The sequence below is a fragment of the Tautonia plasticadhaerens genome (assembly GCF_007752535.1).
Lineage (GTDB): Bacteria > Planctomycetota > Planctomycetia > Isosphaerales > Isosphaeraceae > Tautonia > Tautonia plasticadhaerens.
The window spans coordinates 5,775,235-5,799,442 of sequence record NZ_CP036426.1 but is presented as its reverse complement, the minus strand read 5'-3'; the positions used below and the strand labels follow the sequence as shown (position 1 = coordinate 5,799,442).

The window sequence follows — 24,208 nt, the reverse complement described above, 5'->3', positions numbered from 1 at the left end:
ACGGTCACTGCTGGGCACCTCCGCCGCCGGGGCCACCCTGGCCGCCTCGACGACCGCCGCCGGGCCCGCCGGGGCCACCTCCGCCGGGTCCGCCGCCACCGGGCCCGCCGAAGCCACCGGGAGGGCCGCCGGCCCCGCCCATCGACTTCATCCGATCGAGGGCCTGCTGGGCGGCCGCGTCGTCCATGCCCGCCTTCTTGAGGATTTCCTTCTTCTCGTCGTCGGTGCCGGTGAAGAGCTTCTGGCGGTCCTCCGCGCTGATCTTGGAGAACATCTCGCGCATCCCGCCGGCGGCCCCGCCGGCACCGGCGGCGGCCCTGGCGGAGGGCTGCTCGCTGGCGGCCTTGGCCTTGGCGGCGTCCTCGTCGTTCCAGCTGCCCAGGTCCTCGGCGGACTTCCGGTCGCCGCCGGCCCCGAAGGCGTCCCGCTTCTCGGCCTCGGTCATGATCGACCGGGGATCCAGGGCCACGCGCTCGCCCTCGACCAGCCCCTCGTCGATCTCGACGTACTTGGTGTTGGACATGCCGACCTCGACCGGCCGGTTCTCCCAGCCCCCGTCGGGGCGGACGACCCAGACGTGGTGCCGGCCGCCGTACTCGATGATCGCCTGGACCGGGACGCTGACCACGTCCTCCATCCGGGCGATGAGGATCGTCACCTCGGCCGTCATGCCGGGGCGGAGCCCCTCGTGGGCGTTCTCGACCTTGACCAGCGTGGTGTAGACCTTCACGTCGGAGCTGAAGAAGCTGGTGGGGTCGGGCAGCGGCTTGACTTCCAGCAGCGTGCCGCTGAGCTCGTTGTTGGGGAACGCGTCGATCCGGATCCGGGAGCTCATGCCCGGCTTGACCTTGTCGATCATCGACTCATGCACCTTCGTATTGACCTGCATGTTGTCGATGTCGGGGAGCTTGAAGATCGTCTGCCGCTCGCGGACGGTGGCCCCTTCCATGATCGAGGGGCCTTCCTGGCTGCCCCAGCGGCCTTCCTCCTGGTGATAGACGACGATGCCGGGGCCGGGGGCGTAGATCTTGCACTTCTCGATCATCCGCCGCAGCCGCTCCTCCTTCTCCTTCTCCAGCTCGAAGGTCGACTTCTTGGCCAGCTCGTCGGCCTTGGCCTTCTCGACGTCGCCCTCGAGCGACTTGATCTGCTTCTCGTAGGTGTACTGCTTGAGCACCTCGAGCTTCTTCTCGGCCTGCTCCAGGTTGAAGGTGGCCCGCTGCAGGTCGTACTTGTCGCTGAGGTTCTGGGCCTGGCTGATGTAGCCCAGGCCGAGCATGTCGTTGGACCAGTCGAGGCGGTCCTTGGAGCGTTCCAGCTCCGACTGGGCGAGCTTGATCTCGCCCATTACCGTCTTCTCTTCCTGGGGGTAGATGCCCTTCTTGTATTCCTCGACGTTGATCTCGGCGACCTCGCGGGTCTTGATCGCGTTGGCGTAGTCGGCCTGGGCCCGCTCGGTGGCGATCTGCTGGTTGGCCAGGTTGTCGGTCAGGGCCGCCGAGTCCAGCTCGCAGACGAGCTGGTCCTTCACCACCTTGGTCCCCTCGGGCAGGATCATGATGATGGTGGTCTGCCCCTCGACCTCGCTCTTGGCCTCCAGGTTGTTGGTGCTCTCGAGGTTGCCGCGCTCCTTGACGGTGACGATCAGCGGGCCGCGCTTGGCCTCATACGTCAGGACGGTCGGCGCCGCCGGGCCCAGCCACTTGGCCAGGCCCGGGATCGAGGAGAGGGTGGCGCCGCCGGCCGAGTCGGCCTGGGTCAGGGCGAAGTAGCCGGCGGTGCCGACGACGGCGCATCCCATCGTCAGCACGGCCAGACGGCGGCCCAGCTTAGAGCCCCGACGCTTCGGGGCCGGCGTCTGGCCCGAGGACGATCGGCGGAGCGGGGGCACGTTCGACTCCTCCGGCGCCGTCGCCGAGGGATGCTGAGGGGCTTGCTGCAGGGAAAAGTTCATAAAAGGCCTCCCACTCGTCGTATGGCATGATGCCGAGGTCGCGATACAGGGCAAGGCGGGTCGTCTGGTACTGGACCCAGCTGGAGATCAGGCCGTTCTGGGCGTTGTTCACGCCGTTGAGGCCTCGGAGCAAAGTCAGGACGAGCTGGCTGCCCCCCGAGCTGCCGCCGGTGCTCCGGGGGGGTTCCAGGAAGCTCTGGAACGACTGGTCCAGGGTCACCAGGGCGGCGATGTAGGACGTCTTCTGGATTTCGTACCCCTGATACTGCACCTGGAGCTGGCGGAGGTTCTGGCGGAGCTGATTCTTCAGGGAGTCCTCGACCTGCATCAGTGAGCGCCGGGCCCGCTGGTAGGCGATCAGGGAGGCGACGTACTGGTTCCGCTCGGAGAGCCGGATCAGCGGCAGCTCGGCCCGCAGGGCCAGGTTGAACTGCTTGGTCTGCTCGTCGAAGCCGAACGGGTTGTTGCTGGTGGCGAGCGGCGTGAGGTACTGGTTGGAGAGCGTCGCGGTGAAGATGCCCTGCAGGGCGTTGGCCGTGACGGCCAGTTGGCGCCATGCATCATAAAGCGTCGCCCGGGCGTTCATCAAGTCGAGCCGGTTCTCCAGGGCGACCCGCTGGCCGGAGCGGAGCAGGTCCTCGAGCTGGTCGTTGGCCTGATTGTACACCTCACGCTCGGCCTCGATCAGGTCGGAGATCTCCTGCTGGTCGCGGCGGTCGAGCTCCGGGCCGAGCCCGGCCAGCACCTCGCGGGCCTGGTCGAGTTCCCGCTCGTAGGTCCGGATCTCCTCGTCGCTGAGGATGCCCAGTCCCTGCCTCAGCGTGTCGGTCAGCAGGGTGATCTGCTGCTCGGCCGAACTGCGGGCGAGCTGGCGGTCGGCCAGCCGTTGCTGGAGGGGCTGCCGGCGTCGGGCGATCTCGGCCGCCTCCCGGAACCGGGCGATGACGGGCCGGCCGTTGATGACCACGTCTTCCAGCGCGGGCAGGCGACCGATGAGCTCCTCGAGCACCGGCCGGGGCTTGGTCTTCAGGGCGTCGATCTCGTCGAAGACCCGGCGGAAGCCCTCCAGCAGGTCGGTCGCCGGGACCATGGGCACGTCCGGCGGCAGGCCGAGCTGCTGCTTGAAGTTGTCGAGCTGGTTGCGGTACTGGACGCTCGACGAGAGCAGGCTCAGGCGCTGATTCTGGAGGTCGATCTCGACGTTCACCAGGTCGAGCGGGCGGACCGTCGAGGCGGCCCCCCGGGAGAGCTCCTGGAAGACCTCCAGCACGCGCTCGTAGGCGGCGACGTTCTTGGTATTGTTCTCCAGGGCCTGAATCTGCCGGAGGATTTCCAGGAAGCCCACGAGCGGGTCGCCGCCGCCGCCGGTGATGCCCCCGCCGGCCAGCACGCTGACGAAGAACTCCTTGCGGAACCGGGCGAAGTCCCGGACCTCGTAGAGCAGGGCCCGCTCCTGCTGGGTCAGCGGCTCCAGGGTGACGGCCCGGCCGCCCCCCCGGAGGAACGGGATCACCAGGTTCAGCGGCAGGAACGACTGGGAGGTCGTCTCCACCGCGTTGGGGCCGCCGAAGTTGATCACCGTCTGGTTGGCGAAGTTGCCGGTGACCGACGTGCCGAAGGAGAGCAGCTTGCCGAAGCCGGCCAGCCCGCCCACGCTCAGCAAGGACGACGGGGAGCCCGTTTCCTCGGTCCGGTAGATGTAGGAATTGCCCGGGGTCGGGCCCGTGAACCCGCCGAAGGCCGGGGCCCCGGGATTCAGCCCGGCGGCGAACTGCGGCGTGAACTGGAACCGCTGGAGCGTCACGTTCAATGCTTGCAGGTACAGGTCTTCCAGCCGGAACTGGTAGGCCCGGCTGTTCTGAAGGGCCAGGGTGAGGATCTGGCGGCCGTCGACGATGTAGGGGTCGATCCCCGCGCCGAGGCCGGCGGCGCGGGCCTCGTCGAAGACGACCGCGTCGGGCTTGAGGATCTCGATCAGGTCCCGGTCGCCGCCGGCCCCCTCGGCCGCACTCTCGGAGAGGCCGGAGATCGCCTCGGGGGAGTCACCTTCATCCCCGAACAGGGACGGGCCCGGCTCGAAATCGGGGGGGACCTGCGGGGGCGGGACGTCCTCGACCCCGGACGGCGACTGCTCCGGCTCGAGGCCGGGGATCACCGGTTCGGGAATCTGGAGCGAGGCCGTCAGCACGGAATTGTCCCGAATCGAGGAGGAGGAAAGGGGTTCGGGCGGGGCGTCCGCGTCCGGGGCGAGGCGGCGGGGGTCGGGCGGGGCGACCTCCCCGGGCGTCTCCCCTGGAATAGGCGACATCCCGGGCTCGCCCGGCCCCCGATTCGGATCCGGGGGGAAGGGGGAGGGGGTCCGGCTCGGCGGGGGGGCCGCCTCGTCCATGCTCGGGCCGGTGTCGACGGTGACGTCGACCGGCCGACGCCTGGGGCCGCGCTCCCGGCGCCACTGCTCCAGCAGGTCGAGGTAGCCGGTCCCCTCGGCCGGGGTGATCAGCCGGTGCCGGGGCCGCTGCGGCTGCGGGTTGAGCTCCTGGGCCACGTAGTCGTCGGGCGGGGCCGGGGGCCGGTCCGGGTCGTAGGGGTCGGAGAACCGGGACGTCGGCGGCGGGGTGATCGTGAAGAGGTCGATCCGGTGCCGGGGGTCCCGGCTCTTCTCGAAGATCGCCTCGGTGACGTCCTGGTCCGCCCAGTTCCGGAAGAATTCCCGGGTGCAGCCGGGCGAGGCGGCCAGGGCCGCGATGGCCAGGGCCAGCCGAGCCGACCGGCTGCCCGATGCCCTCCGCGTCTTGGACGTGCTCACGATTCGATCCTCCGAGTTCCCGGGGGCCCCGGTTTGCCCGGCCGGTCCGAGACCGGCCCCGGGGACGTTATAGACAGGGATCCGACGACGGCACGGGTCCGCCGACGACCCGACCCCGATCGCGTCACGGTCTTGGGTATCGGACGACCGGGTTGTTCGGGATGAGCCGATTGCGCCGGCGGGGCCGGCCCGCCCCGGGGTCGGGCCGTGGAGCCCCGACGCCGCCGGGGCCGAAATAGACAGCGGAATCGGAGGACCGTGCGGGGTCCTGCGGCGGGTCGGCGCGAATGGTTTCGCCGATCGCCCCGGTCGATACCGGGAACCACGCCATTCCCGCCCCGGCCCCGGCCGTCCCTCGGCCCCGGACGAAGCCGACCGCCGTCCGAGGTATTCGCGGGAGCGGTCTCGGAGTACACGGAAGGAGTCTCTCATGCGTTTCGGCTTCCCGAAGCCAGGATCGATGACCAGTCGCCGGGGACGCTCCCGATCGCTCCGCGTCGGCGTCACCCCGCTGGAGCGGCGTGATCTGCTCACCAACTTCCCGCTCGACAACGGCGTGTTCGACGCCCCCACCGACGACACGACCCCTCCGCCCCCCTTCATCGACGGCATCCCGACCGACCCGAACGACACCCCCGTCCAGCCCCAGCAGCCGCTCGGGGTCCAGTTCACGATCCCCTCGACGACGGGGCTGGACACCGGCTTCGACGTGACCTTCGTGGGGGACGTCAACGGCGACGGCTTCAACGACTTCGTCATCGGCGCCCCGACCAGCGTCTCCATCTCGGCGCAGACCGGCATCCCCGTCGTCACCGAGGGCACCGGTCAGGTCTTCCTGGTCTTCGGGTCGCAGTCGGCCAACCCGGCGGACGCCGATATCGATTACCTCGAGCTGACGAACACCTTCGACGTCGAAGACGATTCGATCACCGCGCAGAACAACCGGGTCGCAGACCTCCAGCAGCTCGGCAACGCCCAGCAGACCAGCCCCAGGCCGGCCACGGTCGACCCGGCCGACAACGCCGGCGGCGACATCTACGCCTTCAACGGCGTCACGTTCCGGACCAGCGCCACCAACGACGACGAGTTCGGCGCCTCCGTCGGGGCGGCCGGCGACATCAACCGGGACGGGTTCGCCGACATCCTGATCGGGGCCCCGGGCGCCAACGGCGATTCGGGCCGGGTCTACGTCATTTACGGCTCCTCGACCATCTCCGGCCTGCCGGAAGGGGCGAGGGACGTCGACTTCGACCAGCCCTCGGGCATCGACCCGAACCTGGATTTCACCATCATCACCCCGCCCACCGGTCTGGTCGCCTCCCGGTTCGGCCAGGCGATCTCCCAGGCCGGCGACGTGATTGCCGACGGCATCCCCGACCTGGCGATCGGGGCGCCGCTGGCCGACATCCCGCTGGCCCAGGGCCAGGTCATCGTCGACAACGGCGGCGTCTTCCTGCTCAGCGGCGACATTTTCCCGGTCGACCCCCCCGCCACGATCTCCCTCGACGACTTCGGCACGATCGCCGGGGACGACCGGGGCATCCTCTTCGCCGGGGCCGCCGCCGGCAGCCAGGCCGGATTCTCGCTGGCCCGGGCGGGGAACGTCGACAACGACGCCTCCAACGGCGACCTCCTCATCGGCGCCCCCGCTCCCCTCGGCGGCGTCCTGGGGCAGGGCCGCACGTACCTGATCTTTGGGGCGAGCGACCTGCTCAATCAGTTCGGCACCACCGCCGTCCCCTTCTACTCGCTGGGGCAGCTCAACCTCACGCAGGACAACGACACGCTGATCGAGGGCCTGGTGTTCGCGGGCGTCAACAACGGCGACCTGGTCGGGTACGACGTCTCGACGGCGGGGGATTACGACGGCGACGGCAACTTCGACCTCATCTTCGGGGCCCCCGGCTTCGGGAACTCCGTCGGGATCGCCACCCTCGTCTACGGCAACGAGACCAGGCCCCCGATCGACGAGCGGATCTTCACGATCGGCTCGATCGAACCCGATGTCCTCCGAACGGTCACCTTCGCCGGGGCGAACCCCGGGGACCTGACCGGTGCGTCGGTCGGCGTGACCATCACGATGAACAACGACGCCCTGCCGGAGCTGCTCATCGGGGCCCCGGGCTTCGGCGGCCAGAACCGGCGGGGGGCGGTCTACCTCGTCGCCGGCACCGGGCAGGAAGTCCCAGTGCTGGTCCCCCTCGACGTCTTCGCTAACACGGAGTCGAGGTCCCGGAACACCACTCCGACCAACCCGCCCGTCTCCCGGTTCCTCGGCGCCCAGAACTTCCGGACCGGGCCCGGGTCCGTGACCGCGTACCTCGGCACGAGCGTCTCGGGCACGTCCCCCTTCAACGCCTCGCCGTTCACGCCCACGATCACCGTCGACAACGACGACTTCGGCGACTTCATCGTCGGGGCGCCGCTGGACAACCCCGTCTATAACAGCGCAGCCAACGGCACCTCATTTTCCGGCGGCGCCTTCGTCATCGAAGGCTCGTTCGTCGACCTGGCCACCCCGACGCCCCCGCCGCCTCCCCCGCCGCCGCCGCCGCCGCCGCCCGGCGGGGGTGCGTCCGGCGTCGCCAACATCGGCTTCCCGCCGCCGAATGCCGCGGCCCCGGCCTACGGCGAGGCCCTGGCCCCCACGCCGGAGGCCCTCTCCGGGCTGCCCTTCTACCGGCCCCTGCCGTTCTCCCGGGCGACCTACCAGCAGTTCCTCTCCCGGCCCGGCTTCGCGCTGAGGACCCGGAACTTCTTCTTCCCGGATCAGGCGGTCGACCGCAACTTCGCGGCCAGCAAGCACGGCAACCGGGGCATCTACACCCTGCCCAAGGAAGTCTTCACCCGGGGCCGATTCAAGGTCGGGGAGCGGACGGGCTCGATCAACCACGGCGTCCGGACGATCCCCCTGGGCGAGTTCCGGGCGCCCGGCGCCACCGGGCTCCGGGCCCAGCTCGCCGCGCTCAGGGCCCGACGGGTCTGAGGCCGATACTCCCGACGGATGCCGTCGAGGCCGGACCGCTCCCCCGGGGGGCGGCCCGGCCTCGTCCGTTGACCGTCCACCCGGGCACGGCTCAGACCTTGCTCGCCAGCCGCTCGGCCAGACGCTCCAGGGCGGGGCTCCGGTCCATCGGGTCGAGGTGGACGTTGATCAGGCTGAAGCCGGAGTTGTGGGCGACGGCCCGGGACAGGGCGTCGTCCAGCTCGTCCTCGGTGCGGGCCTCCAGGCCGAGCCCGGCGCCCAGCAGCTCCGGAAGCCGGTGGTACGCCCAGTCCAGGATGTCGTTGAACGGCCCGTCGAGGATGAACCGCTCGGTCGTGTACCCCTTGTTGTTCAGAACGACGACGATCGGCGCCAGGCCGTTGCGGACGGCGGTCGACAGCTCCATGCCGGTCATCTGGAAGGCGCCGTCCCCCACGATCACCAGGGGCCGGAGCCCCCGGTTCGCCAGGCCGGCCCCGACGGAGGCCGGCACGGCGAACCCCATCGAGGTATAGTAGGCCGGGCTGAGGAACTCGGTCCGCCGGCTGATCCTCAGGTCGGCCGAGCCGAACAGCGAGTCGCCGATGTCGGCGATGACCATGAAGTTCTCGTCGATCAGCCCGTTGAGCCGGGCGAACAGCCGGGCCGAGGTCATCGGCTCGCCGGGCCTCGCGGCCCACGATTCGACGGGCATCGGCCGGGGCGGCGGCCCCGGGGCGTCGAGCACGAGCCCCCGGGCCCGGAGCCCCCGGAGGAAGTCGTCCAGCCGGACCTCTCGGTAGTGATGGTGCCGGATCCGCAGGTCCTCGCTCGTCGCGTCGATGCAGCGGGACGGGTCGAGCTTGGCGGTGAAGATGCCGAGGTTGATGTCGGTCATGAAGCAGCCGAGCATCAGCAGGCAATCCGACTCTTCGACGAACTCCGTCACCCCCGCCCGGCCCATCGCCCCCTCGTAGATCCCGGCGAAGAGCGGGTGCTCCTCGCTGATCACGCTCTTGCCCAGCAGGGTGGTGGCGATCGGCAGCCCGGCCCCCTCGGCGAAGCTGAGTAGCTCGTCCTGGAGGTTGAATCGGTGAATCTCCACGTCGGCCAGGATCATCGGCCGGGAGGAGCGCCGGAGCATCGCCTCGGCCTCGTCGATCGCCTCCCGGAGCGCATCCGGGTCGCTGGGGGGCAGGGGGGCAGGGTGGGGGTGGGGGTGGACCTGCCGGGCGTGGACCATGTCCCTCGGGACCTCGATGTAGACCGGCCGCTTGTAGCGCAGGGCCGCGTTCAACACGCGGTCGATCTCCGAGAAGGCGGTCAGCGGGTCGTCCAGCACCGTGGCGGCGGCGGTGAACTGCTTGAACACCTGAAACTGCGTGTCGAAGTCCTTCACCTTGTGGTGCAGCAGCGGGTTCCGCTCGCGCTCCGAGAGCCCCGGGGAGCCCGTGAGCACCACCACCGGGGACTTCTCCGCGTACGCCCCCGCGATGCTGTTGCAGGCGCTCAGCCCGCCGACGCAGTAGGTCAGGGCCACGCAGCCGAGGCCCCGGACCCGGGCGTAGGCGTCGGCCGCGTACCCGGCGTTGTCCTCCCGGGTCATGCCGACCACCTCGATCGGGCTGTCGTCGAGCATCTTGTACAGGTTCAGGATGTAGTCCCCCGGGATCCCGAAGATGTGCTCGACCCCGAGCGACTGGAGCCGGTCGACCAGGTATCGGCCGACCGTGATCGGCTCCGGCTGTGCCCTCGATCCGTCCCGGGCCGGCGATGCGGCGTCGGTGGCCATCGGCGTCCTCCCTCCAGGGGCCTGCGTGGGGGTCCGGGTCGGCCCGGGGTCGACCCGGGGGCCCGTCCATCGGGTGATCGGCCCGGCCGCCCCGGCCGGGATGGGATGCGGATAGGCGTACGCCCAGGCCAGGAGCCCCGACCGCGTCCGCAACGCGACCCGGGCGAACAGCCCCTCGTCCACCCCTTCATACGGGTCCAGGGTCCCCTCCAGTTCGGCCCGGGTGACCGGGCGGACGTGCCCCTCCACCCAGGACGCCCCCGGGTCGTCCCAGCCGACCAGGATCGGGTACGGGCCCGTGTCGTAGAGCCGCCCCCGGACGGCGTCGGCCTCCCACCCGGGCCGCCCGGCCTCCCGGGCGTCCCCGGGGCCGAGCGTCCCGTAACAGAAGAGGTGCCGGGGGGTGGGGGCGTTCGCGTCTCGTGCCATCGGTCAGGGGGGCGATCCACCGGGATGGACGGAATTCCGGGCGTCCCGGGGCCGGACGACCGGCCCCGGACGCTCTTCTGATAGTGTAGGCAGCCCCGGCGGGTCGGGCCCAGCCCTCGTCCCGTCTCGCCTCCGGCCGCATCCCGGCTTCCCGAATCGGGGGGCCGTCATCCCCGATCCGGGAGCAGGCTCATGCTCGACCGTCGTTCCGTCCGAGGCGCCCGGAAGCCGGTCGTCGTCGACCTGCTGGTCTCGGTGGTGGTGGCCTCGTTCGTCATGGCCGGATTCAAGTCGATCCTGGCGATCGCCCCCGGGGAATTCGGGAGGACGGCGGCGGGGCTGGCCCTGCTGATGCTGCCGGTCCTCGCGGGGCTCTACGGCGCGGCGTCGGCCATCGAGATGAGGCGGGGATGGGTGGGCTCATCCGCCATGACCGGGCTCTTGCATGCGTTCCTGGTGGTCGGCTCCGTCGCCGGGATCGGCCTGCTGGCGGTCGTCAGCCCGATGGCGGCGGGGATGGCGATGGCGGCCGAGGGGTTGCTGCTGCTCTGGTCCTCGTCCTGGCTCTGACCCGGGCCGATCGATCCCCCGGAGCCTGCGAGGAGAACTGGCCCGGGGACGGGCCGGGCGGTAGGCTTGCGGTCGGTGGCGGACACTCCGACCGGCGACGGGGGATCGAGATGGACTGGACGGAAGTCGCGAGGGCAGAATTCCCGGTGACCGGCCGGTGGGCGTACCTCGACCACGCCGCGATCGCCCCCTTGCCGCGCCGGAGCGGCGACGCAATGCGGTCCTGGGTGGCCGAGCAGGAGGCGAACGGCTGCGTCAACTGGCTCGGCTGGCGGGAGGAGCTGGAGCGGATCCGCCGCCGGGCCGCCGCGCTGATCAACGCCGAGCCGGGCGAGGTCGCCTTCGTCACGAGCACGACCATGGGGATCGGCCTGGTCGCCGAGGGGTTCCCCTGGGTTCCCGGCGACAACGTCGTCTCGGCGAGCGAGGAATATCCCTCGAACCTCTTCCCCTGGAAGAACCTCGAGTCCCGGGGGGTCGAGACGCGCCTGGTCCGCTCCCGGGAGGGTCGGATCCGGCCCGAAGATCTCGTCGAGGCCATGGACGACCGGACCCGGGTGCTGGCGATCAGCCACGTCGAGTTCGCCTCGGGGTTCCGCAACGACCTGGACACGCTGGCCGAGCTGTGCCACGCCCGGGGGGTGGCCCTGTTCGTCGACGCGATCCAGGGACTCGGCCCGCTGACGATCGACGTGAGGCGGACGCCGATCGACTTCCTCGCCGCCGACGGCCACAAGTGGCTGCTCGGCCCCGAGGGGGCGGGGTTGATGTTCGTCCGTGAGGACTGGATCGACCGGCTCCGGCCGATCCTCGTCGGCTCGAACAGCGTGACCAGCTCCTACAACGACCCCGAGCCCGCCTTCGACCTGAAGCCCGACGCGGGGCGATGGGAGGGGGGATGCTACAACTTCGCCGGCCTGCTCGGGCTCGGCAAGAGTTTGGAGCTGTTCCTGGAACTCGGGCCCGATCGCGTCTCCGGGCGCATCCTCGACCGGGCCGAGGGGGTCCGGGAGCGGGCCCGGTCGGCCGGCTGGGAGGTGGTCGGATCGGACCGACCCGGGGACCGATCCGGGATCGTCGTGCTCGACCGGGAAGGGTCGGACAACAACGCCGTGGTCCGCTCCCTGAAGGGTCGGGGGGTCTCGGTCAGCTGCCGGAGGGGGAAGCTCCGCGTCAGCCCCCACCTCTACAACGGGGACGACGACCTCGACCGGCTGGCCGAGGGGCTCCGGACTCGCCCCTGACCCCTCCTCGCCCATCCCGACCTAGATCCCGGCCCCGGCGGAGCGCCCGACCATGGAACTGTCGTCCCGATCGGCCGTCTTCACCGGCACGTTCGACCCCCTCACCCTGGGCCACCTCGACGTGATCGACCGCGGCCACCTGCTGTTCGAGCGCCTTGTGGTCGCCATCGGCGTCAACCCGAACAAGCAGGTGCTCTTCCCCATCGAGGAGCGCGTCGACCTGGCCGGTCGGGTGCTGTCCCGCTTCGACAACGTCGAGGTCCGGGCCTTCGAGGGGCTGACGGTCGACTTCGTCCGGTCCATCGGCGCCCGGGTGATCCTCCGGGGGCTGCGGACGCTCTCCGACATGGAATACGAGTTCAGCATGACGCTGACCAATCACCGGCTCGACCCGGGCATCGAGACCGTCTTCCTCATGGCCGACGGCGAGTACGCCCACGTCTCCAGCTCGCTCATCAAGCAGGTCGCCCGCTACGGCGGCCCCGAGGCGCTGGCCCGATTCGTGCCGGAGGACCTCGTCGACCCGATCCTCTCCCGGGTCCGGGCCTCGTCCCCCTGACCCCTCGCCCCCCCCGACCCCTCAACCCGAATCGAAGGACCCCGTTCATGCGACCGTCCGAGTCGATCGCCCTGCGCCGGGAGCCCGGCCACCTCGTCCGCAGCCTCACCGCCCTGCTGCTCCGGCTCGGCCTGGGCATGATCTTCCTGATGGCCGGCCTCGGCAAGCTCCAGGAGATGGGCGTGGTCGGCACGCCGCCGGTCGCCGAGCCGGGGCCGACCGTCACGGGGGCGGAGCCCGAAGGACCGGGGCCGGAGGCATCGGCGCCGGACGAGTTCTCGGTGGACCGGGCGGCGACCGAACCCCCGGAGACGCCCCGCTACCCCGACACGATCCGGGGCATGTTCGCCGAGACCTGGCTCGCCCGGGACCTCGGCCCCCTGCTGGACCTGCACACGGGCCTGCTCCCCTATGCCGAGGTGGCCGTCGGCGGCCTGCTCATCCTCGGCCTGCTGACCACGCTCTCCTCGACCCTGGCCGGGCTGCTGCTGCTGAGCCTGCTCTTCGGCTGGGTGGTCCTGGAGAACGCGGACATGTACCCCAAGATGCTGATTTATCTGCTCGTTGACGCGGGCATCCTCTGGCTCTCACCGGTGACGAGCAACTACCTCTCGCTGGACGGCCTGCTCTTCGGCTGGTTCTGGAGGCCGGGGGACGAGGCGGAATACCGCAAGGAGTACGAGGCCCCGCCCCGTCGCGGTTGATCCCCCAAGGAGGACCGGTCGGGGCCCACCTCGGCACGATCGCCGGACGGGACGGGCCCCGGCCGGCGACCCTCGACATGAGATCGACGCCGATCGTCGCTCAGCCCTGCTCGACCAGGGCGACCAGCCGGCCGGAGGGCTCCCGGACGTACAGCTCCCGGACCCCGAAGTCGTTTTCCCGCAGGGGCACGACGACCTCGACCCCGTCGAGCCGGGGGAGCAGGGCGTCGAGGTCGGAGACCGGCAGATAGAGGATCACCCAGGGGAGGTGGTCGAGCCCCCCGAGCAGCTCGGGGGCCGTCCGGCCGACGCTCTCCCGGGTCCGGTAGGCGAGGCGGACCTCGTCCCGGGCCAGCTGGACGAACTCCAGGCCGTCGTCGCCGACGACTCGAATCCTCGCCTCGAACCCGAGGCGATCGACCCAGAATTCCAGGCACGGCTCGACCCGGTCGACCAGGAAGACGGGGGTGATCGCGCCGAACCTGGCGTCCGGGGGAGTCTCGAACGTGCGCGTCCCCAGGCCGATCGGCTCGGCGGCGGTCGGCATCGTGCTCAAACTCATGCTTCGGTCCTTGAGGGGCGATTCGGGGGGGCCCGGGGGCAGGGCCCGCCGGGCTGCGTCCGGGACCGGCCGATCGGGAGCCGACGGGGAAGGTCGGATCGTTCGGCTCCGCGATAATCGGCGCCGCGTTCCCGGGAACGCGGGACCCTACGCGAATCGGGGACCGGCCGAATTCGGAACCCGGGGACAATCCATAACCCTCTCGTATTTCATCGCTTGAGCCGAATCCGAAATCTCCGCCCGATGGCCCGTATTGCGGCGACTGCGTGATGCCCGGTCGCGCCTGCACGGTCGACGGGCACGTCCCTCGACGAGAGACGCCCCGGGGCGACCCGCTCGATCGGTCGAGCGGTTCCCGGGGCATCGCCCGAACGTGAATCGAAGGGGGGCGACGATCGACAGGCGGAGGCTCAGGCGAGGGCCCGCCGTCGGCGACGGAGCCCGGCGACCACGACTCCCAGGCCCAGGCCGGCCATCGCCAGGGTCGACGGCTCGGGGACGACCCCGGCCGACGGGATCTCGACCCGGGTGAACGCCAGGTCGTCCAGCGCGATCCGGCCCTCGCTGAGTCGGAATCCGTAGATCACGGCCGAGTCGAGCTGGAAGCCCCGGAACCGGCCCTCATTGAGCACGTCGCCGACGACGACCGGGGCGCCGTCGACGGGGTCGTCGAGGAAGGCCGATTCCAGGACCGACCCGTTGACGTCGAGGATGGCGATGCTCGGGCCGGAGCCGGTCACGGGGCGCGCGTAGTTGATCAGGCCGCCGACCCCGGAGACCGGGGCATCGAATTCGAAGGTCATGGAGCCGTCCGGCCCGACGAGCCCGGTGAATCCGCCCCGGCCGACGTCGTTCCAGGCGCCGTTGGAGCCGAAGCCGAAGGGCTCGTAGACGGCCCCGAGCTGGCCGTTGCCGATCAGGGCGGATCCGTCGGCCGCGCCCGGGACCCAGGTGACGCCGCCGAGGCCCGGGGTGGGGTCGACGTGGACCACCTGGCTCGTGGTCAGGTAATGGGGCGTGTCGAAATCGAACGGGTCGAAGCCGACCGTGGTCGACGGCGACCTCAGCGCGGCGGCCGAGGTGATCAGCTCGGCGTCGGCCGAGCGGTCCGGGCAGAAGCTGAGCGCGCAGAGGGCCAGCGCCCCCGCGATGCGGGCGCGGTTGGGGACGATCATCAAGGATCACTCACTTCGTTGGGAGTTGGGTTCGAGTCAACCGGCGACGATCGTCTCGGGCACGGCCGGCCCGTCATGGCCCGGACCCGTCCTCGCCCCTCGACTCGCGTCAACTACGATCGTTTGCGAGGGACGAAATCCCAACAACCCCACTGATGCATTCGTGCCGATAAACGACACGTCTCGGCCGTCGCCGGTTGCGATCCGGCCTCATCCGCCCCCGGATCGCTGCCCCGGGTCAACGCCGGGCCCGCGGGGTCACCCGGATCGGTCGCCCGCCGTCACGACACGCCGCGGCCGCCGTCGTCGGCGGGATCGCCCCCGGCCGCGGGGCCCGGGCCCTGGTGGCGTCGAGCGGGGGAGAGGCGGTCCTGGGCAAGTTCGATCGCCTTGAGCATCCCCCGGGCCTTGCTGACGGTCTCCTCGTACTCGGTCGCCGGGTCGCTGTCGAAGACGATCCCGGCCCCGGCCTGGATGTCGGCCGTACCCCCCCGGACGACCAGGGTCCGGAGCGCGATGCAGGTGTCCATGTTGCCCGTCGAGTCGATGTAGCCGACGGCGCCGCCGTAGGGCCCCCGGCGGGTCGGCTCCACCTCGTCGATGATCTCCATCGCCCGGACCTTCGGCGCCCCGCTGACGGTCCCGGCCGGCAGCCCGGCCCTCAGGGCGTCGAAGCAGTCCTTCCCGGCCTCCAGCGTGCCGGAGACGTTGGAGGAGATGTGCATGACGTGGCTGTAGCGCTCGACCTTCATCACCTCGGTCAGCCGGACGCTCGACCGCTCGGAGACGCGCCCCACGTCGTTGCGGCCCAGGTCGATGAGCATGACGTGCTCGGCCCGCTCCTTGGGGTCGGCCAGCAGCTCCTCGGCCAGCGCCCGGTCTTCGTCCTCGTCCTTGCCGCGCTTCCGGGTGCCGGCCAGGGGGCGGATCGTCACCTCACCGTCCTCGACCCGCACCAGGATCTCGGGGGAGGAGCCGATCAGGCAGTAGTCCTCGAACGGCAGGTAGAACAGGAACGGGCTCGGGTTGACGACCCGGAGCGCCCGGTAGATGTCGAACGGCTCGGCGGTCGTCTCGACCCGGAATCGCTGGCTGGGGACCACCTGGAAGACGTCCCCCGCCTTGATGTACTCCCGGCACCTCCGGACGACGTCCTCGAATTGCTCCCGGGACATGTTCGAGGAGGGCCGGAGCGTCGGGATGCCCCCCGTGTCGATGTCGACCGGGGGCAGCTCGGGCCCGGGGCCCGAGAGGCGGGCGACCAGCTCGTCCAGGCTCGCCCCGGCACGCTCGTAGGCCTCGCGGGCCTCGGCCTCCCCCGGGCCGGAGGGGCGCGCCTGGGCCACGACGATCACCGTCTTGCGGATGTTGTCGAAGAGGACCATCCGGTCATAGAAGGCGAAGGCCAGATCCGGCAGGCCGCGATCGTCGGGTGGGGCGTCGGGGAGGCGTTCGGTGTAACGGACGGAGTCATACGAGGCGAAGCCGACGGCCCCGCCGCTGAAGCGGGGCAGGCCGGGCAGGGGGGCCGAGCCGTACCGGCGGACCAGCGTCCTCAGCTCCTCGAACGGGTCGGGCGCGTCGTACTCCCGGGCCGGTGCGACGGCGTCGTCCGGGGTGACCGTGACGCGATTGCCCCGGGCCTCGAAGCGGAGGAACGGCTCAGTCCCGAGGAAACTGTACCGGCCGACCTTCTCCCCGCCGACGACGCTCTCGAATAGGAACGACGGGCCGGGGCGGGCGACCCGGCAGAAGGCGGAGACGGGGGTCAGCCCGTCGGCCGTCAGTTCCCGGTAGACCGGCAGGGCGGGGGCGGCTCCCAGGTGTTCCAGCAGCCGGTCGGGGCCGGGGTGGAGGATCGGCCCGGCGGGTCGGGGGGGCGTCATGGGCGGGTATCGGGTCGGGTCGAGGGGGGGGAGGCCGGACCGGCCCCGAGGGGCCCGATCGACCGATCTTACCCCCCCCCTCCGCCGCCCGACAAGCGACCGGCAACGCGCCTAAGCACTTCGGACGGGCTCGGCTAGGGCGCCGCCGGGTTGCTTGACAGGTGGAGGGGGGGCATTACAATGGGACGCGATCGTCAATGCTGATGCAATACGGCCCCGCCGCGAGTTCGGCCGGCACCCCGACGTCGGTGCGGCCCGCTTGTCGGCGGGGTTTGCCGGTTCGGATCGGGCCCGGGGACCGCGGCGATGAAGTGCCAGAAGTGCTCCAAGCCGGCGACCTACCACATCACGGATCTCGACCCCGAGGTCCCCGGCAAATTCACCATCTTCCACTTCTGCGACGAGCACGCCCTGCAACACCTCGCCCCCGCCGCCTCCCAGCCCGAGAGCCTGCCCGTCGGCCAGCTCGCCAAGGATCTCGTCTCCGGCGCGGGGGCCGGTCGGGAACCCTCCCCCGCCGATTCGCTCAGTTGCCCCAACTGCCAGATCAGCTTTTCGGAGTTCCGCTCCACCGGCCGCCTCGGCTGCCCCTATGATTACGAGGCGTTCCGGGACGAGCTGATGCCCCTGCTGGAGAACATCCACGGCGAGGTCCGGCACTCCGGCAAGACCCCCAAGCGCGCCCCCCGCACCAGCAAGCAGCAGAATACCCTGATCCGCCTCCGGAACGACCTCAAGCGCTCCATCGCCGCCGAGGACTACGAGGCCGCCGCCCGGCTCCGGGACGAGATCCGCACCCTCGAGCTGGAGCAGGGCCGTTGACCCGACCGGCCCGTCGCCTCCCCATCGAGCCCGAGACCGCCCCCCCCAACCCACGCCCCCGGAGCCCGGTGCCATGACGTGCCAGCGCTGCTCCCGGGAGGCCTCGGTCCACCTCTCCGAGACCGTCGACGGCAGCCGTCGGGAGCTGCACCTCTGCGGCCCCTGTGCCCGGAAGGCCGGACTCGCCCCCCCCGACCCGCCCCCCAACGCCGCATTGGAGGCGATCGTCGACCACCTGATCGTCCAGCACGTCGGGGAACTCGTCGGCGAGCTGGCCCGGGCCTCCTGCCCGCTCTGCGGCCAGACCTTCATGGAATTCCGGACCGGCGGCCGGCTCGGATGCCCCAACGACTACGAGGCCTTCGCCCCGGGCCTGCTGCCGCTCGTGCGCACCGCCCACGGCGCCTCCCGGCACGTGGGCAAATCCCCCCGACGCCGGACCCCGCCGGGCAAGTCCCCCGGCCTGAGGCTCCGCGCCCGGCTCCGGGAGGCCATCGCCCGAGAAGATTACGAGCTCGCCGCGACGCTGCGCGACCAGCTCCGCCAGGAGGATGCCGACCGATGAACCTCGACGCCCTGACCCGCACCTCCGGCGAGTGGCTCCGCGGCACCGGGCCGGAGAGCGACATCGTCATCTGCTCCCGGATCCGACTGGCCCGGAACCTGGCCGACTTCCCCTTCACCAATCGGGCCAGCGACGCCGAGAAGACCGAGATCGAGCGCGTCTGCCGATCGGCCATGGACAAGGCCGGGCTCGACCTCGACTACCAGTCCCTCGTCAACCTCGGCCCCCTCGACCGCCAGCTCCTGGTCGAGCGCCAGCTCGTCAGCCGGGAACTTTCCAACGGCGACGGCCCCCGGGGCGTCGCCATCGGGCCGAGGGAGAACATGTCGGTCATGATCAACGAGGAGGACCACCTCCGCATCCAGGTCATGAACTCCGGCTTCAGCCTGCCCGACGTCTGGGAGCAGATCAACGACCTCGACGACCGCCTGGAGGAGCAGCTCCACTACGCCTTCAACCCCCAGCTCGGCTACCTCACCGCCTGCCCCACCAACGTCGGCACCGGCATCCGGGTCGGCGTCATGCTCCACCTGCCCGCCCTCGCCAACACCAAGCAGATCGAGAAGGTTTTCCGGGCCCTCCACAAGATCAACCTCGCCGTCCGGGGCCTCTACGGCGAGGGGACCCAGGCCGACGGCGACTTCTACCAGATCTCCAACCAGCAGACCCTCGGCAAGAGCGAGCGGGAGCTGATCCGCAACCTCTCCGACGTCATCCCCCAGATCATCTCCTACGAGCGGCAGGCCCGGCAGGAGTGGATCGGCCAGCGCCGCCAGCACCTGCACGATCAGGTCAGCCGGGCCTACGGCGTCCTCAAGACGGCGCACACCATCTCCAGCTCCGAGACCATGCACCTGCTCTCCAGCGTCCGGATGGGCATCAACCTCGGCCTGATCGACGACCTGGAGATCCGGACCGTCAACGAGCTGTTCATCCACACCCAGCCGGCCCACCTCCAGAAGATCCAGGGCGAGTCCCTCGAAGTCGACGAGCGGAACATCGCCCGGGCCGGGTATATCCGACGACGATTGCTCGAAGGCCGTCACGACGACGAGACTGCCGACTAATACTGTGAGGGATCCCGAACCGGTTCGGCCCGCCCCGACCGACGTCCTTGCTGGCCCCTCGCGATGCTCGAAGGCCTGAACCTCGATCCCCACACCGTCCTCGGCCTCGACCGCGACGCCGACCTCCCGGCCATCCAGGAGGCCTACCGCCGCAAGTCGAAGAAGCACCACCCCGACCTCGGCGGGGACGAGTGGGCCTTCCGGATCGTCGTCCGGGCCTATGAAGAGCTGACCCGACGAAGCGACGTCCCCGCCCAGGTGCCCTTCGGCCCTCCCCCGGGCGACCGCGTCCGCTTCGACGACTCCGAGCTGGACCCCGACCCCGGCCCCTCGCACGACTGGGCCGCCGAGTCCGAACGCGTCCGACCCGGGGTCCGGGATCGGGATTTCCCGCCGACCCGGATGGTCCTCGTCGAGGTCCTCTGGCTCCGCCTGGAAGTCGCCGACATCTACGCGCTGCTCGACCGCCGCGAGCCCAGCTCCTTCAGCGGGTCGCTGCACCTCTGCTGGCCCGACCCCGAGGCCGGCGTCGAGCAGCCCGTCGACCCGGAGGAGCTGCACGCCGTCCTCAACGAGCTGGGCGCCGCCTTCGACCAGCTCCGGGCCCGCCCCGGCGTCCTCAACGCCCGGAGCCAGTCTGGCCGGGGCCGCTTCGACGCCTGGCTCTCCTATCCCTCCGGACGGGACGCCTGGAACGCCTTCACCGCGCTCCGCCCCCTCCTCAAATCCGGCGCCCTCGGCGTCCGCCAGCTCACCCGGGAGCTGACCATCCCCCGGGACGGGGCCGAGGGCCCGGCCCGCTAATCGATCGCCCCGGGCCCGCTCATCGGCCGTCGTCGGCCCCGCGCTGGGCGTCAGGCGGATGGCGGGCAAGTCGGCCCGGGGACGGACTCCGACCCTCGCCCCGGTCCTCGGGGGCGAGGGTGTCCGGAGGCCGGTTGAGGGGGAATCGGACGATCCAACGGGCTTGAGTCCGGACGCCGGGCCCCCTCACCCCGGCCCTCTCCCCGCGAGCGGGGAGACGGGACGAATCCGGACCCTCGCCCCCTCCTCACGGAATCGGTCCCTCGCCCACGTCTGCGGGGGAGAGGGTGGGCGGAGCCCGGGTGAGGGGGGCTCCCGACCAGCCGACCCGACTCGGGTCGGCTCGGGCCGGCCAACTTGCAAAGACATACTCCGCACCCTCCCACGTTTCTCCGCCCCGAATTCCTCCGTTAAGCTGTAACCGCCGCCCCTCGGGCGGGCAGTACCGTGCGGAGTCCCGGACACAGGGCAGGGGGGCCGAACCGATGGCTCGGGCACCGGTCGGGGCCGCATTGCGGCAGGTCGAGCGGATCTTCGGCGGCGAGGGGACGGTCTCGGGCCTCACCGAGGCCCAGCTCCTCGACCGCTTCGCCGCCTCCGGCGACGACGCCGCCTTCGAGGCGATCGTCCGAAGCCACGGCAACTCCGTGATGGCTGTCTGTCGACGCCTGCTCGGCGACCCCCACGAGGCCGAGGACGCCTTCCAGGCCACCTTCCTCGTGCTGGCCCGCCGCGCCGGCTCGATCGGCCGATCGCGGCCGATCGGCCCCTGGCTCGTCGGCGTCGCCTACCGGATCGCCCGCAAGGCCCGGGTCGCCTCGGCCCGACGCCGACGCCGGGAGGGGGTCGCCGCCGGCCGTCGACCCGAATCGACCGACGCCCCCGATCCCATCACGATCGACCTCGGCCCGGTGCTCTGGGAGGAACTCCACCGCCTCCCCGGCAAGTACCGGGACCCGGTCATCCTCTGCTGGGTCGAGGGCCACTCATACGACGAGGCCGCCGACCGCCTCCGATGGCCGGTTGGTACGGTCAAGGGCCGGCTGCACCGCGCGAAGGAGACGCTCCAGAAGCGTCTCACCCACCGCGGCATCACCGCCCCCGTCGCCGGCCTCTCGGCCTGGTTCGCCTCCGAAGCCTCGGCCGCGGTCGTCCCCCCTCCCGTGATCGGCTCCACAGTGACCTCGGCCGTCGCCGTCACCACCGGTGCGGCGTTCCTCGCCGGGACGGTCCCGGCCGGCTCGTATCTCCTCGCCCGGGGAGCCCTCCGAACCATGATTCTCGCCAAACTCTCGATCTCCGCCGCCGCCCTGACTTTCGTCACTGGCACGCTGGCCGGAGGTTACTCCCTGGTCGCCGTCAGCCAGGGCCAGGACATCACGGCTCGAACCAAGCCCGCGAGCACCGCCTTAACCACGACCAAGACCCCGGCGAATCCTCGCACCTTCACGGACGCACCGGGAGCGTCTCTCGGCCAGGACGTGAAACCGGAGGGCGGCCTTGAGGCGGCCAATTCGTCGGCATCGACCTCAGAGCCCTCGTCCTTCTACGAGTCCTATACTCCCGATCCGTTCGCGGAACCAACCGTGCTCGACTCCTTGAAGGCAGATCGGGTCTCGGCCGCCTTGCAGCGACTCCAGGCCCAGATGGCGTTCTTCAAAGCGGGCACGATCAACATCGATCGCGTACTGGCAGCGGCTCGGGCATTGCTCGACGCCCGGCTCGATGTGGAGCAGACGCCGAAGTGGCGCCGGACCTCCCTGGAGCAATACCGCGACTTCCTGGTCATGCTCCGCGATGGTGAACAGGCGAAGACGCGTCAGGGCACAGGTTCCGACGCTGATCTCGCCGAGGTCGCAGAAGCCCTCTCCGAGGCCGAAGTCCTGTTCGCCGCCGGTTCCCCTCCTCAATCGGGCGACCCTTCGACGCCCGGGACCGGGACGACCGCTCCCAGCGGGACTTCAAACGTCGCGGAGGGCAATCCTTTCGAGGGATCGGGCCGCATGCCTCTCGCCGGATCGGACCTCATCCCGTCACTCGGGGAGCCTGGAATGGGCGGTCGTGCTGACAGACCAGGCAGCGACCCCGCGTCTCAGAAGGTCATCGCCCGGCTCGAACAGCCGATCGCCATGCCGTTCGAGAACGATACTCCATTGGACGACGTCCTGGACTACATACGCCAGGCGACGGCCGACGAGAATCACAGGCAAGGCATCCCGATCTATGTCGACGAGTTCGGCCTCCAGCAAGCCGAGCAATCCCTCCAGTCTCCCGTGAAGATCACCCTCGAGGGGATCCCGCTCCGGACCACACTCTGGTTGGCCCTCAAGCAACTCGACCTCGCCTACACCGTGATCGACGGTGTACTGATCATCTCCGAACCTGGACAACTCAAGGACTTCCTCTCAGAGAAGCCCATCTATTCGCCCCCCGACACCCCATCAGGACCGAACTTTGGCACGATCAACGGCTTCGGGATGGGGATGGGCGGCGGGATGGGAGGCGTGGTCGGGGGCTCGGCAGGCGGCTTCGGGATGGGAGGAGGCCGGATCGGAACAGGGACCTCCGGCTTCGGGGCGGTCGGCGGTATGGGGGGAGGAGTCGGCACGACGTCCCGACCCCAGCCGAACCTGAATCCGTTTGACCAGTGATCGTGGGTTCGTCGGCCGGGATCCGGATCGATCCGACTGCGGATCCATCCCAGCTCCCGGCGCGGCCAAGCGGAGGCCCCCCGACGACCGCCGATCCGGATGTGCCCGGGGAGTCATCCGGCCGGGGTCGTGCCGACCCCGGTCGGGACGAGCCGGGCGACTCCAGCTGACGGAGGAGGGGTAAGTGCACCCCGGCCGAGCGTTTTCAACCGCTCCGAGGTCGCCCGGAACCCGTCAATTTCCGTTTCGAGTGACTGCCGGGAGGACTTTTCTCGATATTCTCGATACGAGGTCGTGTACCCCGTCCCGGACGGCGATGGTCGACCGCCCGGGCCTCTTTGGCATTCTGGGGAGCGAAGTAAGCCCATCGAGGGTGTTGAATGACCTCGAATCGGCACCGTCCTCCCGGCGCGAAACGAACCCAATGGTCGACGCACGTGGCGCGGAACGAACCCAATTGGACGACGTCATGAGTCCGAAACGAAACTCGCCCGATTGGCGCAAGTCCTGATTGGAACAGAAGAAGTGCCGATGGAAGGCGGATCAGCGTGGGCGCACCGACCCGACCGGCGCACCCCAGGCGCTCCGACCGCGCACCTCGGGCGCATCGCCGTGCGAGGAGACGCGATCGCGGTCGACACGGGTTGCCCGCCCGGAGGATGCGCAAGGGCTCGCAACCGCCGCGACCAAACGAACCCAATCGGGCCGGCGTCTGTGACGGAACGAACCCATTGCGATCGGCGCAAGTTGAAGCTGAGACAGAGAAATCGAAGGTCCGACCCGGCGCACCGGGGGCGCACCGACCCTGGTTCGAGGGACAGACGACCGATCCCCCGGCTCGGGGCCAGGTCCGAACGAGCACCGGCCCCGGCGGTCGATGCACTTGAAGGAACCCGCGAGGGGAAACCTCCCGACCGGGGCCGCATCACGGCCCCGGCCTGCCAGGGTCCGAGGCCGAGGGTCCCGGGATCACCCCCGATCGGCCAGCCCGACCAGTTCCTCGACGACCTCCGGGGTGTTCCAGTCCATCGCCCCGACTTCCCTGCGGACGATCGTGCCGTCGGGGGAGATCAGGAAGGTGGCCGGGATGCCGGTCGTGGAGAAGACCTTCGGGGGCATCTCGGCGGCGACCAGGACTTCGGCGTTGCCCGTCGGGGTCCGGGAGAGGAACTGCTGGACCGGTTGGAGGTCGCCGTCGGTGGAAACCAGGAGCACGGCGACGTCCGCCTCCTTCAACTCGGGCCGATCCGCAAGGGCAATCAGCGACGGCATTTCCATCATGCACGGCCCGCACCAGGTCGCCCAGACGTTGAGCAAAACCGGCCGACCCTTGTAGTCCTCGAGGTTGACCGGGGTGCCGTCCGGGGCGACGACCTTCCAGTCGAAGCTGGCGGCCGAGCCGCCGGTCGCCTCCCCGGCGTCGACGGCGATCTCGCGGTAGAGGAAGAAGCCGACGACCAGCACCGCCAGGGCCATCAGCAGCGCCCGGACTCCCATCGAGGCCCCTTCGCTCGGGGGCGGAAGCGTCGGGTCGGGCGTCGACCGCCCCAGGAATCCGGGCAGGCCCGAGGGCGGCGATCCGGCCGGGGTATTCGGCTCGGGATGGGTGTGATCGGCCATCGGACGCTCCTGAGGGTAGGGGGGGACGGATGC

17 protein-coding genes are annotated in these 24,208 nt (G+C 70.4%); 10 read left to right on the top strand and 7 right to left on the bottom strand.

Going from position 1 to position 24,208, the window contains the following annotated elements; translation table 11 throughout:
• Positions 1 to 4: 4 nt before the first annotated feature.
• On the bottom strand, positions 5 to 1,891 hold the full coding sequence (locus ElP_RS23135; protein WP_145273686.1) for an efflux RND transporter periplasmic adaptor subunit: 1,887 nt from the start codon (positions 1,889 to 1,891) through the stop codon (positions 5 to 7).
• Positions 1,830 to 4,760 carry a TolC family protein gene (locus tag ElP_RS23130; RefSeq protein ID WP_145273683.1) on the bottom strand — a complete coding sequence of 977 codons (2,931 nt, stop codon included), beginning with the start codon at positions 4,758 to 4,760 and terminating at the stop codon, positions 1,830 to 1,832. Before ElP_RS23130 ends, ElP_RS23135 begins: the two co-directional genes overlap by 62 nt.
• A 460-nt stretch (positions 4,761 to 5,220) precedes the next feature.
• On the opposite strand from ElP_RS23130, the gene ElP_RS23125 reads away from it, so the two are divergent.
• The gene (locus ElP_RS23125) at positions 5,221 to 7,746 is read left to right on the top strand and encodes an integrin alpha (RefSeq protein WP_197446302.1); all 2,526 of its coding nucleotides are present in this window, start codon (positions 5,221 to 5,223) and stop codon (positions 7,744 to 7,746) included.
• A gap of 91 nt (positions 7,747 to 7,837) precedes the next feature.
• On the opposite strand, the gene ElP_RS23120 is transcribed toward ElP_RS23125, so the two are convergent.
• Positions 7,838 to 9,946 (bottom strand): thiamine pyrophosphate-binding protein, encoded by a 2,109-nt coding sequence (locus ElP_RS23120; protein WP_145273677.1) that lies wholly within the window; start codon positions 9,944 to 9,946, stop codon positions 7,838 to 7,840.
• A gap of 192 nt (positions 9,947 to 10,138) precedes the next feature.
• Between ElP_RS23120 and ElP_RS23115 the strand changes: the two genes are divergently transcribed.
• The 4 genes from ElP_RS23115 (at position 10,139) to ElP_RS23100 (ending at position 13,023) form a co-directional block, all read left to right on the top strand.
• Complete coding sequence (locus ElP_RS23115) at positions 10,139 to 10,516, top strand: hypothetical protein (RefSeq protein WP_145273673.1); 378 nt, start codon at positions 10,139 to 10,141, stop codon at positions 10,514 to 10,516.
• 110 nt (positions 10,517 to 10,626) lie between these two features.
• Positions 10,627 to 11,760 (top strand): aminotransferase class V-fold PLP-dependent enzyme, encoded by a 1,134-nt coding sequence (locus ElP_RS23110; protein ID WP_145273670.1) that lies wholly within the window; start codon positions 10,627 to 10,629, stop codon positions 11,758 to 11,760.
• Between the two features lie 52 nt (positions 11,761 to 11,812).
• Complete coding sequence (gene coaD, locus ElP_RS23105) at positions 11,813 to 12,319, top strand: pantetheine-phosphate adenylyltransferase (protein ID WP_145273667.1); 507 nt, start codon at positions 11,813 to 11,815, stop codon at positions 12,317 to 12,319.
• A gap of 47 nt (positions 12,320 to 12,366) precedes the next feature.
• The gene (locus tag ElP_RS23100; RefSeq protein WP_145273664.1) at positions 12,367 to 13,023 is read left to right on the top strand and encodes a hypothetical protein; all 657 of its coding nucleotides are present in this window, start codon (positions 12,367 to 12,369) and stop codon (positions 13,021 to 13,023) included.
• Between the two features lie 100 nt (positions 13,024 to 13,123).
• Here the strand turns inward: ElP_RS23100 and ElP_RS23095 are convergent, their stop codons facing one another.
• From ElP_RS23095 to trpE, 3 genes are all read right to left on the bottom strand, one after another.
• Positions 13,124 to 13,585 (bottom strand): VOC family protein, encoded by a 462-nt coding sequence (locus tag ElP_RS23095; protein WP_145273661.1) that lies wholly within the window; start codon positions 13,583 to 13,585, stop codon positions 13,124 to 13,126.
• Positions 13,586 to 13,995: 410 nt separating this feature from the next.
• Complete coding sequence (locus ElP_RS23090; protein ID WP_145273657.1) at positions 13,996 to 14,760, bottom strand: PEP-CTERM sorting domain-containing protein; 765 nt, start codon at positions 14,758 to 14,760, stop codon at positions 13,996 to 13,998.
• Between the two features lie 281 nt (positions 14,761 to 15,041).
• Positions 15,042 to 16,646 (bottom strand): anthranilate synthase component I, encoded by a 1,605-nt coding sequence (gene trpE, locus ElP_RS23085; protein ID WP_145273654.1) that lies wholly within the window; start codon positions 16,644 to 16,646, stop codon positions 15,042 to 15,044.
• A 306-nt stretch (positions 16,647 to 16,952) separates the two neighbouring features.
• On the opposite strand from trpE, the gene ElP_RS23080 reads away from it, so the two are divergent.
• From ElP_RS23080 to ElP_RS23060, 5 genes are all read left to right on the top strand, one after another.
• Positions 16,953 to 17,468: a UvrB/UvrC motif-containing protein gene (locus ElP_RS23080; RefSeq protein WP_145273651.1), complete on the top strand. Its 516-nt coding sequence runs from the start codon at positions 16,953 to 16,955 to the stop codon at positions 17,466 to 17,468.
• A 73-nt stretch (positions 17,469 to 17,541) separates the two neighbouring features.
• Positions 17,542 to 18,033: a UvrB/UvrC motif-containing protein gene (locus ElP_RS23075; RefSeq protein ID WP_145273648.1), complete on the top strand. Its 492-nt coding sequence runs from the start codon at positions 17,542 to 17,544 to the stop codon at positions 18,031 to 18,033.
• Complete coding sequence (locus ElP_RS23070; protein ID WP_145273646.1) at positions 18,030 to 19,100, top strand: protein arginine kinase; 1,071 nt, start codon at positions 18,030 to 18,032, stop codon at positions 19,098 to 19,100. The genes ElP_RS23075 and ElP_RS23070 overlap by 4 nt, the downstream gene beginning before the upstream one ends.
• A 63-nt stretch (positions 19,101 to 19,163) precedes the next feature.
• Positions 19,164 to 19,904, top strand: a complete 741-nt coding sequence (locus ElP_RS23065; protein ID WP_145273644.1) for a J domain-containing protein — start codon at positions 19,164 to 19,166, stop codon at positions 19,902 to 19,904.
• A gap of 485 nt (positions 19,905 to 20,389) precedes the next feature.
• Positions 20,390 to 22,555: an RNA polymerase sigma factor gene (locus ElP_RS23060; protein ID WP_145273643.1), complete on the top strand. Its 2,166-nt coding sequence runs from the start codon at positions 20,390 to 20,392 to the stop codon at positions 22,553 to 22,555.
• 969 nt (positions 22,556 to 23,524) lie between these two features.
• Here ElP_RS23060 and ElP_RS23055 read toward each other — a convergent pair.
• Complete coding sequence (locus tag ElP_RS23055) at positions 23,525 to 24,175, bottom strand: TlpA family protein disulfide reductase (protein ID WP_145273641.1); 651 nt, start codon at positions 24,173 to 24,175, stop codon at positions 23,525 to 23,527.
• Positions 24,176 to 24,208: the final 33 nt, after the last annotated feature.